This window comes from Curtobacterium sp. 18060 (assembly GCF_902706105.1).
GTDB lineage: Bacteria > Actinomycetota > Actinomycetes > Actinomycetales > Microbacteriaceae > Curtobacterium.
Genome location: NZ_CACSJV010000035.1, coordinates 22,717 through 37,016 on the forward strand (window position 1 = coordinate 22,717; position 14,300 = coordinate 37,016).

14 protein-coding genes are annotated in these 14,300 nt (G+C 73.0%); 8 read left to right on the top strand and 6 right to left on the bottom strand.

Annotation, left to right across the window (positions count from 1 at the left end):
- Positions 1-57: 57 nt before the first annotated feature.
- Positions 58-1,725 (bottom strand): hypothetical protein, encoded by a 1,668-nt coding sequence (locus GVL05_RS14440; RefSeq protein ID WP_159573562.1) that lies wholly within the window; start codon positions 1,723-1,725, stop codon positions 58-60.
- Between the two features lie 86 nt (positions 1,726-1,811).
- Between GVL05_RS14440 and pyrE the strand changes: the two genes are divergently transcribed.
- Together pyrE and GVL05_RS14450 are read left to right on the top strand one after the other, a co-directional pair.
- Positions 1,812-2,363, top strand: a complete 552-nt coding sequence (gene pyrE, locus GVL05_RS14445; RefSeq protein ID WP_071404348.1) for an orotate phosphoribosyltransferase — start codon at positions 1,812-1,814, stop codon at positions 2,361-2,363.
- Positions 2,360-4,657: a septum formation family protein gene (locus GVL05_RS14450; RefSeq protein ID WP_159573563.1), complete on the top strand. Its 2,298-nt coding sequence runs from the start codon at positions 2,360-2,362 to the stop codon at positions 4,655-4,657. The genes pyrE and GVL05_RS14450 overlap by 4 nt, the downstream gene beginning before the upstream one ends.
- Before the next feature lie 238 nt (positions 4,658-4,895).
- Here GVL05_RS14450 and GVL05_RS14455 read toward each other — a convergent pair whose 3' ends face one another.
- Complete coding sequence (locus GVL05_RS14455) at positions 4,896-5,849, bottom strand: aldo/keto reductase (RefSeq protein WP_159573564.1); 954 nt, start codon at positions 5,847-5,849, stop codon at positions 4,896-4,898.
- A 111-nt stretch (positions 5,850-5,960) separates the two neighbouring features.
- On the opposite strand from GVL05_RS14455, the gene GVL05_RS14460 reads away from it, so the two are divergent.
- The gene (locus tag GVL05_RS14460; protein WP_159573565.1) at positions 5,961-6,605 is read left to right on the top strand and encodes a HEAT repeat domain-containing protein; all 645 of its coding nucleotides are present in this window, start codon (positions 5,961-5,963) and stop codon (positions 6,603-6,605) included.
- A 392-nt stretch (positions 6,606-6,997) separates the two neighbouring features.
- Here the strand turns inward: GVL05_RS14460 and GVL05_RS14465 are convergent, their stop codons facing one another.
- Positions 6,998-7,687, bottom strand: a complete 690-nt coding sequence (locus tag GVL05_RS14465; protein ID WP_159573566.1) for a metal-dependent transcriptional regulator — start codon at positions 7,685-7,687, stop codon at positions 6,998-7,000.
- A 37-nt stretch (positions 7,688-7,724) separates the two neighbouring features.
- On the opposite strand from GVL05_RS14465, the gene GVL05_RS14470 reads away from it, so the two are divergent.
- Positions 7,725-8,603, top strand: coding sequence for a CPBP family intramembrane glutamic endopeptidase (locus GVL05_RS14470; protein ID WP_159573567.1), 879 nt, complete (start codon positions 7,725-7,727; stop codon positions 8,601-8,603).
- 80 nt (positions 8,604-8,683) lie between these two features.
- On the opposite strand, the gene GVL05_RS14475 is transcribed toward GVL05_RS14470, so the two are convergent.
- Together GVL05_RS14475 and GVL05_RS14480 are read right to left on the bottom strand one after the other, a co-directional pair.
- A complete protein-coding gene (locus GVL05_RS14475) occupies positions 8,684-9,496 on the bottom strand; it encodes a methyltransferase domain-containing protein (RefSeq protein WP_159573568.1) in 813 nt (270 codons plus the stop codon).
- A gap of 2 nt (positions 9,497-9,498) precedes the next feature.
- Positions 9,499-10,296, bottom strand: a complete 798-nt coding sequence (locus GVL05_RS14480) for an HAD-IIA family hydrolase (protein ID WP_111086157.1) — start codon at positions 10,294-10,296, stop codon at positions 9,499-9,501.
- A 182-nt stretch (positions 10,297-10,478) separates the two neighbouring features.
- Here GVL05_RS14480 and GVL05_RS14485 point away from each other — a divergent pair, with 182 nt between their 5' ends.
- From GVL05_RS14485 to GVL05_RS14500, 4 genes are all read left to right on the top strand, one after another.
- A complete protein-coding gene (locus tag GVL05_RS14485; protein WP_159573569.1) occupies positions 10,479-11,174 on the top strand; it encodes a TetR/AcrR family transcriptional regulator in 696 nt (231 codons plus the stop codon).
- Positions 11,175-11,224: 50 nt separating this feature from the next.
- Positions 11,225-11,521 carry a DUF4190 domain-containing protein gene (locus tag GVL05_RS14490; RefSeq protein WP_123937459.1) on the top strand — a complete coding sequence of 99 codons (297 nt, stop codon included), beginning with the start codon at positions 11,225-11,227 and terminating at the stop codon, positions 11,519-11,521.
- 19 nt (positions 11,522-11,540) lie between these two features.
- On the top strand, positions 11,541-12,407 hold the full coding sequence (locus tag GVL05_RS14495) for a hypothetical protein (RefSeq protein WP_123672029.1): 867 nt from the start codon (positions 11,541-11,543) through the stop codon (positions 12,405-12,407).
- Positions 12,408-12,494: 87 nt separating this feature from the next.
- Entirely contained in the window at positions 12,495-13,142 is a 648-nt protein-coding gene (locus GVL05_RS14500) for a TrmH family RNA methyltransferase (RefSeq protein ID WP_123672028.1), read from the top strand.
- 91 nt (positions 13,143-13,233) lie between these two features.
- Here GVL05_RS14500 and GVL05_RS14505 read toward each other — a convergent pair whose 3' ends face one another.
- Complete coding sequence (locus GVL05_RS14505) at positions 13,234-14,229, bottom strand: LacI family DNA-binding transcriptional regulator (protein ID WP_123937463.1); 996 nt, start codon at positions 14,227-14,229, stop codon at positions 13,234-13,236.
- Positions 14,230-14,300: the final 71 nt, after the last annotated feature.

Consider the following 14,300-nt stretch of genomic DNA (forward strand, 5'->3'; position numbering starts at 1 on the left):
GAGCCTATACATCCGTACAGAGAAGATCGGACGCCGACGCGCCGCTGTGGACAACTCCTAGAACCCGCGCTCCTGCCGGATCTCGTCCGCACTGCCGACCACGTCGCGCCGGAGGACGTCCGCGCCGGAGGTCCCCGCGTAGTCGTAGACGTCGAACCCCGTGCAGTGCGTGATCGTCGCCGGGGCACCGAGGGAGTCCTCGACCGCGGTGGTCCACAGGTCGTGCGACCCGACCACCACGAACGTCGGGTCGGCGTCACGGTAGGCCCCGAGGTCGACGAGCCACGGGTACGTGTCGAAGGTGTCGCGGACCTGCAGCAGCTGCACGTTCGTCGCGGAGTACGTGGCGAGGGGCCGCACCGTCCAGAACTGGCCGACCCCGGTGACCGATCGTCCGTCCGCCCAGCGGTCCAGGCAGGACGACGGCGTGTACCGGGCGGTGGCGACGGCGTGCGCGGTGCTCGGTGCGGTGGCGACCCCGGCGGCGAGGACGGCGACGGCGGCGATCGCGACGGTGGCCCGGACCCCGCGGAACGGCCGGTGCACGCGGGTGCGGCGAACCGCGGTGCGGGTGAGCTCGGCCACCGCGACGAGGGCCAGCAGCGGTGCGGTGACGACGGGCTCGAGGTACCGCGGCGTCTCCGACCCGACGAGGACGACCCCGATCGACGCCGCCACGACGGTCACCAGGGGCAACGCGGTCGCGACGAGCACGGTGCGTGCTGTCCGGACCCGCCAGGCCCACACCGTGCCGCCGACGGTGACGAGCACCCCGACGAACATCAGGAACAGCCCGGCGTCGCCCGCCGCCGTGCCGGCTCGCACGTCGGTCAGCGCCGCGAAGAACTGCAGGGTCTCCACCGCGCGCGACGGCCGGACGTAGGTGGACGGGTCGAGCGACACGAAGGGCTGCAGCGGGATCCGCACCAGGTACCCGAGCATCGACCCGACCGTCACGGTGCCCGACAGCAGCAGCGCGGGACGCCACGGCACCCGGCGCACCGCCGCCAGCAGCACGAGCGTGACCACCACGGGTGCGGCGGACCACGGCACGTACAGCGGGTTCGACGCCGTCGTGCACAAGGCCACCAGCCCGAGCACCACGAGCACGACGACCGATGCCCGCCCGACCCGGACGGCACGGAGCACGAGCACCGCGGTGCCGAGCATCGCCAGCACGACGCCGTAGTAGTAGGTCGTGGTCAGCAGCAGGGACGCCAGCTCGAGCGACGTCGCGGTGGCCGACGACTCCGTCAGCACGAGCAGGGTCACGAACGCCACAGCGGCCGCCGACACCGTGATGCGGGCCGCTCGCCCGGCCGACGGCATGAGCTCGTTCGCGGCAGCCCGCACCAGCGCGTACACGGCCAGCAGGACGAGCAGCCCGTTCAGCGCCAGGGCCTGCTGCGGGGTACCCGTGACGAGGGCGCAGAGCAGGTAGACCGGCAACTCGGGGAAGAAGAACAGCGCCGGGGACATCGCCCACTCGAACGGTTGCCCGAGCTGCATCGACCGGTGCACCAGGGGCAGCAGCACCGAGTCGCCGTCGTACCAGAGCAGGGCGACCCGTTCCGTGGCGACGACGTGGCGGAGGGCGATGACGGACAGGGCCAGCGCGACCAGGGCGCCCAGGGCCTCCCGTCCGATCGCCCCGGCCACGCCGCCGGACCGACGGCCGCCGGACGGAGCCGGCGCCACGGCGGTGCGACGCGGTGCTCGGGGCATGTCCCGGAGCGTACCGAGGGCTGCTCGGGACGACCCCACAGGACGGGGGAGCGCGCTGCGAGCCCGACCGGCTACCCTTGTGCGCTGTGACCGACGCGCGCGAACAGTTGATCCAGTACATCTCCTCCGAAGCGGTGTTCCACGGCGACTTCACCCTGACCAGCGGGAAGAAGGCGACGTACTACATCGACCTGCGGAAGGTCAGCCTGGACCACCGGGTCGCGCCGCTGATCGGTCAGGTCATGACCGAGCTCGTGCAGCAGGTGCCGGACGTCTCGGCCGTCGGCGGACTCACCATGGGCGCCGACCCCATCGCCAGCGCCGTGCTGCACCAGGCCGCCGCACAGGGCCTGACCTACGACGCCTTCGTCGTCCGCAAGGAGCCCAAGGACCACGGCCGCGGCAAGCAGGTCGAGGGCCCGGACCTCAAGGGCAAGCGCGTCGTCGTGCTCGAGGACACCTCCACCACGGGCGGCTCGCCGCTCAAGGCGGCCGAAGCGCTCGAGCGTGAGGGCGCGATCATCGCCGCCGTCGCGGTCGTCGTCGACCGCGACACCGGCGCCAAGGAGACCATCGAGGCAGCCGGGTACCCCTACTTCGCGGCCATCGGGTTGGCTGATCTGGGGCTGACCGCGTGAGCGGGGAGCGTCCGGACGACGCGCGCGACCCCGAGGACACGGCCGGCCCCGCAGCGGCGGCCGACGGTGCCGACGGGGTGGACGGCCAGGAGGCCCGGCGCGCGTCCGACCCGGACGCTCCGTTCCACGGTCTCCGCAGCGCCGCGGACATCTTCGGCGCCCCGCGGGGCGAGGAGGACTGGCCCTCGCGACGGGAGCGCCGCGAGGCCGAGCGCACCGCACGCGAGACGGGCGCACCGTTGCCGGAACCGTTCGAGGCGTCGGTACCCGAAGCCTCGGCCCCCGAGGCGCCGACGCCCGAGGCACCCACCGCGCCTGCTGCTCCGGTGCTGGACGACGGCGCGACGCAGGCCATCTCGATGCCCGAGCAGCTGTCGGCGCCGTCCGAGAGCCCGGACGCCGCCGCCGAGCACGAGCGCTCCACCCTGCACGACCGCATCCCGCCGGCCGCTGTCGTACCGCCGAACCCCACCGCGCCGCACCCCTCGTCGATCGTGCTCCCGACCGCGCAGACCCACCGCGACGAGCGCGCCGCGGCGTCGCAGGCCATCGAGGACGAACGTCGCCGCGTCGACCCGTTCGGCGAGGGCCGTGCCGACGTCGACTGGCTCGGCCGTGCGACCGGCTCCGGTGCACCCGTCCCGCCCGCCGGACCCGTCGCACACCAGCCGCTCGGCGTCGAGAACGTGCTGCCCCCGTCCGAGGAGCCGCCGAGCTTCACGGACCTGCTCCGGATCGCCGGCACGGGGTCCGTGCCCACGCAGGGCGCCGGACCGGACCGGCCGTTCGACTGGGCCATCCGCGACGACGAGACCGGCGAGGTCCCGACGACCCTGACCGGCGACTCCTTCGACACGACGGCGTTCGGTGGCGGCGGCTCGTGGTCGTTGGCGGACGAGACCGACGCCGAGGACGAGGTCGTCTCCGGCGAGGTCGACACCCCGGTCGACGGGGTGCCGCAGGCGCTTCGGACGTTCCCGGTGCCCCCGGCGGTGCCGACTGCTGCGGCTGCTGCCGTGCCGCCTGCGGCTGTGCCACCGGCGGCTGCCGTGCCGCCTGCGGCTGTGCCGACGGCGGTTCCCGGTGCCGGGCCGGTGGCTCCCGCGGAGCCGACCGAGGCCCCGGACGCGACCCGCTCCGCTGCCGAGGGTGACGGGGCGGACGCGGCCACGGGCCTCCCGGACGCCGCGACCACCGCACTGCCGGTCGCCGGGACACCCTGGTGGTCCGAACCCGACGCGACCGTGCGGCCGACCGCTGCGCCGCCCCTCGTCGAGCCCGCTGCGTCGCCCGCGTACCCGGCGCACCTGCCGCCCGCGGTGGGCCAGGACCTGGACGCCGTGCTCGGCCTGCGCCGGGACGACACGGGGGCGCAGCCCACGGCGTTGCCGGCCGCTGCGCCGGACGAGCTGGACCAGTCCGAGTGGGACGGCCGCGAGACCAGCGACACGAGTGCGATCAAGGACCTGTTCGGCACCGAGGCCGTCGGGCAGCTCGGTGGCACGGGGTACGACCCGGAGGACACCGGGACGCGGATGATGCCGGCGGCCGCGATGCCGTCGGCTGCTGCCGGTGCCGGTGCCGGTGCCGGGGCGTCGTCGCCTGCGCCCGTGTCATCCAGCCAGCCGGTCGAGCGCGACAACTTCATCAACCAGGGTGCGGCGCGCCTGCGGAGCGAGGGCAAGCGCGGCAAGCAGCTGCTCGTCTACGGCTCGATCGCCCTGATCGTCGTGCTCATCGTCCTGGTGTTCCTGCTGTCGAAGTGGATCCTCGGCAACAACATCTCCGACCAGGAGATCGCGCCGACGAAGTCCCCGGCGGCAGCGTCATCGGCTCCGGCGACTCCTTCGGCTGCGGCGTCTGCCGCTCCCTCGGACGAGGCCGCTGCTCCGGCTGCGACGCTCCAGTTCGCCACCACGCCCGCGCTGCCGGGCGAGCACGCCTGGACCGACCTGGCCGGCGGGGAGTGCCTGTCGCCGTTCACCAACGCCTGGGCGCAGAGCTTCACGGTCGTCGACTGCGCGACGCCGCACATCGGGCAGCTCACCGCACGGATCGCCGTCGACGGGGACGCGTACCCGGGGGCCGAGGCCCTCGCGACGCAGGCGGCCGACCAGTGCCAGTCGGACGCGGCGCTCAACGCCTCGGCCGCTGCGGCCGTCGGGGACGTGCAGGTGCAGGGGTCGTACGCGCCGGACCAGGCGACGTGGGACCAGGGCGACCGGTTCATCTCGTGCTTCGTGACCCGGTCGTCGGGGCAGGAGCTCACGGCGTCGTTGGCGCCGGGGGCGTAGGGCGGCTGCTGCGGCTGCGGCTGCGGCGGTCGGCTGCGGGTGTCGGCTGGACGGGTGCGTGCGGGCGCATCTTCTGACGATCCACGACGTGATCGACGCGTGTTCTGTCGGCACATGCGCACGCATCGGATGCGTGTGCAATGAGCGACGTTCCACGAGTTGATCGTCTGGTGGATCGTCGGAACATGCACACGCATCCGTGGCGCGCGAGCCAGGCCGGGGTCGAGGCGGGCGCGTGTCAGGCGGCCGCGGGCACCTTCGCGGACACGTCGGACAGGGTCTGCAGCTCGTCGGCGCTGAGCTCGAGCTCAGCCGAGGCCAACAGCGCCGGCAGCTGCTCGGTGTTGCGGGCGCTGGCGATCGGCGCGACGACGTCCGGCTGCGCCTGCAGCCACGCCAGGGCCACGGTCGCGAGCGCGGTGTCGCGGGCCTCGGCGATGGTGGACAGGGCGTCGACCACGGCGAGTCCCTCGTCGTTGAAGTAGCCCGAGACCTGGCCCTCGCGGTCCTTGCCGGCGAAGTCCTCCTTCGAGCGGTACTTGCCGGTCAGGAACCCGGCGGCGAGCGCGAAGTACGGCACGACGCCGAGGCCGTGCGCGTGGGCGAGCGGTGCGATGTCGGACTCGTACGGCTCGCGGGTGACGAGGTTGTAGTGCGGCTGGATCGCGACCGGCTGCGCGAGGCCGTTCTCGGTCGCGATGCGGATCCACTCCTCGGCGCGGTCCTTCGAGTAGTTCGAGATCGCGGTGTAGCGGACGATGCCGTCCGTGACGAGCTGGTCGAAGGCGCGGACGGTCTCCTCGAGCGGGGTCGACTGGTCGTCGAAGTGCGCGTAGTACAGGTCGATCCGGTCGGTGCCGAGGCGCTGCAGGCTGGCACGGGCGGCAGCGGCGACGGTGTCCGCGCCGAGGCCCTGGAACTGCGGGTGCTGCGAGCCCTTCGTGGCGATGACGACGTCGTCGCGCTTGCCCGAGGCCGCGAGCCACGAGCCGATGACCCGCTCGGACTCGCCGCCCTCGTTGCCGGGGGCCCACGCGGAGTACACGTCGGCGGTGTCGATGAAGTCGCCGCCCGCCGCGGTGTAGGCGTCGAGGACCTGGTGGGAGGCCGACTCGTCCGCCGTCCACCCGAAGACGTTGCCGCCGAGGGCGAGGGGGAACACGTGGAGGTCGCTGGTACCGATGCGGGGCATACGGGGGTCCTTTCGTGGTCGGGCGAGCGGTCCTCGATGCGAACCGCTCCTCGGCCGACGCTATGCCCCGAGGCTTGACACGGCCCCGGTGGCAGCGGGTTGCATGGACCCATGACCGCACTCACCGATGCCCTCGCCGACCCCCGTTCCTCGGTGCGGCTGCAGGCCGTGATGGCCGCCGGGACCACCCCGGACGCCGCCGACCTCGACGTGCTCGTCGAACAGTGCGCCGTCGAGCCGGACTTCTTCGTCCGCGACATGCTCACCTGGGCGCTGACCCGGCACCCGTCGGCCGACGTCGTCGCGCGGGTGGTCCCGTCGCTCACCCGTTCCGAGCCGCAGGCCCGCAGTCAGGCGTTGCACACCCTGTCGAAGGTCGGCGACCCGTCGGCTTGGCCGTCGGTGCGCCCGTTGCTGGCGGACCACGACGACGACGTGCTCCGCGCCGCCTGGCGGACCGCCGTCGCGCTCGTGCCCGACGACGAGCGGGGCGACCTGGCCCGGACGTTGGCGGTGCAGCTCGGGGTCGGTCCGCGCGAACGGCGGCTCAGCCTGTCGCGGGCACTGGTCGGGTTGGGCGAGGAGACGGTGGCGCCGGTGCTCGCAGCGGCTGCCGCCCGGGGCTCCGACGCCGTGCGGGACCATGTCGCCGACACGGAGCGGCTGTTGCACGACCCGGACGCTGCGTCCGCGCTCGCCCTCGAGCGGGCTCGGCGCGAGGTGGCGCTCGGCCGGACCCGGTCCGCCAAGGGCTAGGGCCGGTGGGCGCGCCCGGCTGGGCGGGTCGAGTGGTCGAGAACCGTCGGCGTTGCGGTGGTGGGGCGGGCGCGTCGCGCGGTCACGAAACCCCGTGCCCTGGGCGCCGAGTGGTCGTGAACCGTCGGTCGCGGGGCTGTCGGGCGGCGGTCCCTGGCCGCTCGGCGGACGTGAGCGGGGTGTCGTGACCAGTGGGGGCGACGGACAGGAGGCGCGTGGCGGCCGCGCACCGGGCCTCCCGTCCGACACCACGCGCGTTCGCGGGCCGCGGTGCGGTCGCGACGCCCCGTGCCCTGGGTGCCGAGTGGTCGTGAACCGTCGGTTGCGGGGCTGCCGGGCGACAGATGGTGACCGCTCGGCGGACGTGAGCGGGGTGGCGCGGGCGGGCCCGCTCAGTCGGCGTCGGGAGCCAGCCAGATCGCGCTCGCGGCGGCGGCGGGCAGGTCGACGAGCGCCTCGGCGCCGTCCGCCCCACGTCGGGAGACCGCGATGACGCCGGCGTAGTCCCGCACCCGCTCGACCCGCAGGTGGGTGCCGAGGCCGACCCCGAGCTCGTCGAAGTACCGCAGCAGCGAGGGGTCGTCGTCGGACACCCGGTCGACGGTGCCGCACGCGCCGGGCTCGATCGCACCGAGCAGGGTGCCGAGCGTGGCGGGGACGGTGCCGTCCGCGGCGGGGATGGGGTCGCCGTGCGGGTCGTGGGTCGGGTGCCCGAGGTCGGCGTCGACCCGGTCGAGGAACCGCTCCGACACCGCGTGCTCGAGCGCCTCGGCCTCGGTGTGGACCTCGTCCCACGTGTAGCCGAGGCGGGACACCAGGAACGACTCGATCAGCCGGTGCCGCCGGACCATCGCGACCGCGACCTGCTGCCCGAGCGGGGTGAGCACGACGCCGTAGTACGGGGTGTGCTCGATGAGGCCGTCGCGGTCGAGCTTCTTCAAGTTGCCGGACACCGTCGAGGCCGACACCTTCAGCGTCGCCGCGATGTCCCGCGTGGCCAGTCCGGCGCCGCCGCGCTCCCCGGCCTTCCAGATGAGCTTGACGTAGTCCTCGGCCATGGTCGACAACGAGGGCAGGCGCATACCGCCAATCGTACGGCTGCACTGGTACAACCGGGACGTGCACCAACCCCGTCGTCGCCGCTGGCCGGTCCCGCCCTCGCTGCTCATCGGCCTCGCGCCCCTCGTGGTCTTCGCGGCGATCAGCGCGTGGCGGTCACGGCCGAGCGACGACTACCCGACACTCGGCCAGACGGTCGACAGCGTCGTCCGTGCCCTGGTGATCCCCGAGGGCATCGCCGCCGTCGCGCTCGCCGTGGTCGTCACCGGGCTCGGGTGGTGGCGGATCGCGACCGTCGACCGCACCCGGACGCCGCTGCGCTGGTCCGCGCTCGCCCCGGCGCTGGTGCTCGTGGTGTGCCTGGTGCGGCTGCCCCTGATCGACTGGACGGCGCTGCCCGCGCACTACTTCCTGCTGCTCACCGTCGGGGTGCTGTTCGTCGGGGTGTTCGAGGAGCTGATGGCCCGGGGCATGCTCCTGGTCGGGTTGCGTCGCCGGGTGCCCGAGTTCGGCGTGTGGGCGCTGTCGTGCGTGCTGTTCGGGCTGCTGCACCTGCTCAACGCGCTCGCCGGTGCCGGGATCGGACCGACGATGATCCAGGTCGTGTTCGCGGCGTCGTTCGGTTCCACGCTGTACGTCGCACGACGGGTGACTGGTTCGCTGCTCGTCCCGGTGCTGCTGCACGCGTTCTGGGACTTCGGGTCGATCGGGTACTCCGCGACCGCTGACCCGTCGGACACGGGTCGCGTCGTGGTGCTCGGCCTGATCGGGCTGTTCTCGTTCGCCGTCCTGGCGTTCGGGATCGTCGCGGGCGGCATGGTCGCGTGGCGTGACGACCGGCCGCGTCGCCTGGCGAAGCGGTGGCGTTCCGTGCCGCCGATGGCGGCGTTCGCCCTGGAGGCCCGTGGCGACCTGGCAGCGCCGACCCCGGCCCGGTAGCCGCCCGGCTGCAGAGCCGGGCGCGCTTCCGCGCCCGGCGCGCTTCCGCGCCCGGTGCGTGGCAGCCGCGGCGCCGTCCGTCAGGGCTTGCGACCGACGGCGAAGACGCGGCGGAACGGGTACACGGTGCCGTGTGCGCTCGTCGGGTACGCCTCGCGCAGCGCCGCCCGGTACTGCTCGACGTACTCCGCCGTCAGCGCACCGGTCGGGTCGGCGGCGTCGAGGGCAGCCAGTGCCGGTCGCAGCCCGGTGCCGCGCACCCAGTCGAGCACCGGGTCCTCGCCCGGCAGCAGCTGCGCGTAGGTCGTCTCCCACGCGCGGGCCGCGAACCCGGCGTCGAGCATGATGCCGAGGTAGCCGGCGGGGTCGAGCACCGGGTCCTCGCGCAGCACGCCGTCGAGCGCCGACGCCCAGGGACCGGACGCCCCGATCGACCGCATCAGCGCGTGCGACGGGGACCCGAAGTTGCCCGGCACCTGCATCGCGAACCACGATCCGGACGGCATCGCGTCGAGCCACCGCGGCAGCAGCGCCACGTGCGACCGTACCCACTGCAGCGCCGCGTTCGTCACGACCACGTCGTCGGTCGGCCCGGGCGTCCAGTCCTCGATCGCACCGAGCTCGAACGACAGGTTCGGCAGGTCCGCCAGTGCGGGATCGGTCGCAGCCGACGCGAGCATCTCCGCCGAGCTGTCGATCCCGAGCACCGGCGACGAACGCCACCGCGCTGCCAACGTGGCGGTGAGGGCCCCGGGACCGCAGCCCAGGTCGACGACGCGACGCGGGGCCTCCTGTCCGTCACCGGCCGGCCACGCGACCTGCGCGACCAGGTCGTGGAACGGACGCCCGCGGTCGTTCGCGAACGCGGCGTACCGCGACGGGTCCCAGCGCATCGCTACAGCTCGACCTCGAAGGGGGCGGTGCGGACGAGCTCGTGCACGCCGGAGATGACCTCGCTCGGACGGAACGGGTAGCGGTCGATCTCGGCCTGGTCGCTGATGCCCGTCATCACCAGGACGGTGTGGAGCCCCGCCTCGATGCCGGCCTGCACGTCGGTGTCCATCCGGTCGCCGATCATGCCGGTGTTCTCGGAGTGCGCGCCGATGCGGTTCATCGCCGAGCGGAACATCATCGGGTTCGGCTTGCCCACCACGTAGGGCTGCTTACCGGTGGCCTTCTCGATCATCGCGGCGATCGCACCCGTCGCGGGCAGGACGCCCTCGGCCGACGGGCCGGTGGCGTCGGGGTTGGTGACGATGAAGCGGGCGCCGTCGCGGATCAGGCGGACGGCCTTGGTGATCGCCTCGAACGAGTAGTTGCGGGTCTCGCCGACGACGACGTAGTCGGGGGCGGTCTCGGTCATGATGAACCCGGCTTCGTGCAGGGCGGTGGTCATGCCGGCCTCGCCGATGACGAACGCGGAGCCGCCGGGCATCTGGGACTTGCAGAAGTCGGCGGTGGCGAGGGCGCTCGTCCAGATGCGCTCCTCGGGGACGTGCAGGCCCGAGCTCCGGAGCCGAGCGCTGAGGTCACGCGGCGTGAAGATCGAGTTGTTCGTCAGGACGAGGAACTCGGTGCCCTCGTCGAGCCACTGCTGGATGAGCTCGGGGGCACCGGGGAGGGCCTGGTTCTCGTGGACGAGCACGCCGTCCATGTCGGTCAGCCAGCACTCGACGTCGTCGCGGGTCGCCATGGGCTCACCCTACTGCGCACGGCCGACGGGCCGGCCCGTCGGCCGGGTTCCTTCGAAGGGGCCGGGAGGCGCGGATCGGCTCTTGCGCGTCGCCCACGGACCCGAGATGGTCGAGTCACCGAACGCCACTCGGCTTTGCCCTAGGCTTTTCGGGACACGTACCGAATCAAGGAGAACCCGCCGTGCTCGTCGAACCCGGATCCCCGACCGCCACGCCCCGCCCTGCTGCGGTGCCGGACCTGGAAGCGGCTCCCGATCTGGTCGAGGCGACACCGCGGCGGCGACGCGGACGGCCCAACGTGCTGAGCCGCGAGCAGGTGATCGACGCCGCGACGGCGATCGCGAACGAGGACGGCCTCGACCGCCTGTCGTTCCGTGCGCTCGGCGTGCGGCTCGGCGTCGCACCGATGACCGTGCACCGGACCATCGGCGGCCTCGACGACCTGCACGCCGAGCTCGTGCGCCGCACGGTCGACGAGTTCACCGCCACCTTCGTCTGGCCGGACGAGTGGCACGCCGTGGTGCGCACCTTCGCCACGACGTTCCGCGACCTGATGCGCACCCACCCCCTGGTGCTCGAGTCGCACAGCCGCCGCGGCGCCCTGGTGTCCACCGAGTCCGACGCCGTCGTGGCGAAGGTCGTCGGGGCGCTCCGCTCTGCCGGGCTGTCCGATGCCGAGGCGATGTACTCGTTCTTCGTCGTGTACGACTTCGTGGTCGGGCACACCTCGGTGCAGATCGGGCGGGGTGACGCCGAGGCCGGACGCCCCGAGCGGCACACGCTCGTGGCGGAGATCCTGGGGGAGCACTCGTACGACGCTCGCTTCGCGCTCGGGCTCGACGTCCTCGTCGCCGGGATCGAATCGCGCGTCCGCTGAATTTCGGTACGCTTCCCAACAAAAAAAGATGTGAGATACCGTCTTTCACGATGTCCACTCAGTACCAATCCCCACAGTCTTCCGTTCCGCAGCCCTACGGTTCCGTCCCGCACCGCACGAACACCCTCGCGATCATCTCGCTCGTCGCGGCGTTCGTCGCACCGCTGATCGGGTTCATCCTCGGTCTCGTCGCGATGTCGCAGGCGCGCAGACGATCCGAGGGGGGCCGCGGCCTCGCGCTCGCCGCGGTCATCGTCGGTGGGGTGGTCACGCTGCTGTACATCGGGCTGTTCGTGACGATCGCGGTCCTCGCGGCGAACGCCCCCGATCCGACGTACTCGTACTGACCGACCACGCACGTCGATCATGAGCACCACCGATCCGGCCGCCGCCCTCCGTGCGAAGGCCGCCGCGCAGCAGGGCAGCGCCCGTGCACTGGTCATGACGATCGTGTGGGCGGCGCTCCTGCTCGCCGTCGGCGTCGTCGTCGGGTACGCGCTCGGGTCCGTCCTCGGCACCATCCGGGACATGACCGTCAACAGCGTGTTCTCGGACACGCCGGACCCGGAGTACCCGTGGTGGGCGATGCCCGTCGCGGTCACGGGGTCGATCGTCACGCTGGGCATGTACTCGAAGTGGAACCACCGCTTCGCAGGCCGGGCGTCGGAGTTCGTCGGGGTGGGACCGGTGAGCATCTGGCTCGTCGGCGCCGCAGCCGGGCTCTGGTGGACGACCGCGACGCAGTGGGCGCCCGTCGACCGCGTCGGGACCACCGTCGACCCGGCGTTCGGCCGCGACGAAGTCTGGGGCATCGGCGGCTGGATCTGGTACGCCGCTGCGTGGTGGATCCCCGCACTGGTCACCGCGCTGGCGCTGGTCGCCCTGATCGGCGGGACGGTTGCACGCCGCGGGCAGGGCGGCCGACGCGGTCGGCTCGAACAGCTGCTGCGTGCGGGGCGCCGGGTCGACGGGATCGTCACCGCGGTCAGCGGCTCGACCGCCCACGACGCCTCCTTCACGCTGCTGCGCTGGACCTTCACGTTCACGGACCTCCAGGGACAACAGCGCTGGGTCGACCGGACCGAGGGGTTCGGCGACGGAACCGGCCCGGTGCTCGGAGCGACCGTCGTCGTCGTGTTCGACCCGACCCGTCCGAGTGATCGGAAGCGCATCTTCGCGGCGACGAACGCCGGTGCCGTGCCGGAGGACTTCCTCCGCCCGGGTACGCAGTGACACCGTGACGCGGCGGGCGTTCGGCTGGACCACGTTCGTCGGACTCGCGCCGACCGGCCCGGTTCGCCGCGGCTCTACCCTGGAGGCGTGACCGACGAGCCCGCCCCGACGCACGAACTGACGACGAACGGCGTCGGCCCGCACCCGGAGCCCTGGCCGGACGACCCGCGGCTCGACCCGGAGCTGCTGGCGGCGGGGGACTCGCGGAACGTGCTCGACCACTTCCGGTACTGGTCGATGGACGCCATCGTCGCCGAGCTCGACACCCGCCGGCACGCGTTCGACGTGGCGATCGAGAACTGGCAGCACGACCTGAACATCGGGTCGATCGTGCGGAGCGCCAACGCGTTCCTGGCCGGCACGGTGCACATCATCGGGCGGCGGCGCTGGAACAAGCGCGGCGCGATGGTGACCGACCGGTACCAGCACGTCCGGTACCACCCCGACGTGCAGGCGTTCCTGGCCGCGATGGCCGAGGAGCAGCGCCCGGTGATCGCGATCGACAACACCCCTGGCGCCGATCGCATCGAGACCGCGGCGATCCCGGAGCGGTGCGTGTTCCTGTTCGGCCAGGAGGGCCCCGGGCTCACCGACGAAGCGGTGGCCGGGGCGTCCGGGCACCTGGAGATCACGCAGTTCGGTTCGACGCGGAGCATCAACGCCTCGGCGGCGGCTGCGATCGTCATGCACAGCTGGATCGTGCAGCACGCGGCGCCTGCCGACGCGACTTCGTGAGCAGAAATGGTCGGGTACGGGCCCTGGACCCGACCATTTCTGCTCACGAAGCGGGCGGGGCGGACGCGGGACGGGCCTCCCGGCAGCCGCGTCAGCGCGGGGCGGTCGTGCGGCGAGCGACCAGGCGGGGCTCGACCAGGGACTCGGTGGCGGCCAGCCCCGGGTCGGCGATGCGGGCGAGCAGGCGCTCGCCGGCGCCGCGGCCGATCTCGACGCTGCGGTCGTCGATGCTCGTCAGGCCGACGTAGCGCGTGGCGGCGACGGGGGTGTCGTCGTAGCCGATGACGGAGACGTCCTCGGGGACCCGGAGTCCGCGTTCGGCGAGTTCGGACAGTGCTCCGAGGGCCATCACGTCGTTGGCGGCGAACACCGCGGTGACGTCGGGGTGCTCGTCGAGCAGGGCGCCGAGGGCGCGGGATCCGGCCTCTTCGGTGGGTTCGCCGGGCAGGACCACGACGGCGGGACTTGCACCCGCACTGGCCGCGACGGTTGCCTCGAACCCTGCGCGGCGTTCCTTCGATGCCGCCGAACTCGCCCCCACGAAGCCGAGCCGCGTGTGGCCCAGCGCGAGCAGGTGCTCCGCCGCCATCCCGCCGCCGGCCCGGTCGTCGTTCGCCACGGTGTCCGCGCGGGGGATCGACACGCGCCCGCCGGCGATGACGACCGGCATCGAGGCCGGGATCGCCAGGTCGGTGTCGGGTTCGCCGGCGATGACGATGCCCTCGACGCGCATGGACAGGAAGCCCTCGACCGGCGAGGCGTCGAGCCCCGTGTTCAGGAACCGGTCCGCGACGACGAGACGGTGACCCTGGTCCTGCAGGGCCTCGCGCAGCCCGGTGAGCAGGTCGACGAACCACTGGTTCCGGAAGTCGTCGAGGACCACGCCGACGGTGCGGCTGCGGGTGCCGGCGAGGGACACCGCGGCGGTGGAGGGCCGGTAGTCGAGCTCCTGGATCGCCGTGAGCACGGCGGCCCGGCGCTGGTCACTGACCCGGGGGGAGCGCTGCAGCACCAGGGAGACGAGGGACTTCGAGACCCCGGCGCGCGCGGCGACGTCGTAGATGGTCGCGGGTTTGCCGTCTCCCATGATGCGCTTCGACCTCCGTTGGTTCGTCCGTCGATCGTAGCGGTTGACGTGACATGCGCGGGGTGGGAGGC

Coding starts and splice junctions, on each gene's coding strand:
- GVL05_RS14440 (WP_159573562.1), bottom strand. CDS start 1,725: ATGCCCCGAGCACCGCGTCGCACCGCCGTGGCGCCGGCTCCGTCCGGC.
- GVL05_RS14455 (WP_159573564.1), bottom strand. CDS start 5,849: ATGCCCCGCATCGGTACCAGCGACCTCCACGTGTTCCCCCTCGCCCTC.
- GVL05_RS14460 (WP_159573565.1), top strand. CDS start 5,961: ATGACCGCACTCACCGATGCCCTCGCCGACCCCCGTTCCTCGGTGCGG.
- GVL05_RS14465 (WP_159573566.1), bottom strand. CDS start 7,687: ATGCGCCTGCCCTCGTTGTCGACCATGGCCGAGGACTACGTCAAGCTC.
- GVL05_RS14475 (WP_159573568.1), bottom strand. CDS start 9,496: ATGCGCTGGGACCCGTCGCGGTACGCCGCGTTCGCGAACGACCGCGGG.
- GVL05_RS14480 (WP_111086157.1), bottom strand. CDS start 10,296: ATGGCGACCCGCGACGACGTCGAGTGCTGGCTGACCGACATGGACGGC.
- GVL05_RS14490 (WP_123937459.1), top strand. CDS start 11,225: ATGTCCACTCAGTACCAATCCCCACAGTCTTCCGTTCCGCAGCCCTAC.
- GVL05_RS14495 (WP_123672029.1), top strand. CDS start 11,541: ATGAGCACCACCGATCCGGCCGCCGCCCTCCGTGCGAAGGCCGCCGCG.
- GVL05_RS14505 (WP_123937463.1), bottom strand. CDS start 14,229: ATGGGAGACGGCAAACCCGCGACCATCTACGACGTCGCCGCGCGCGCC.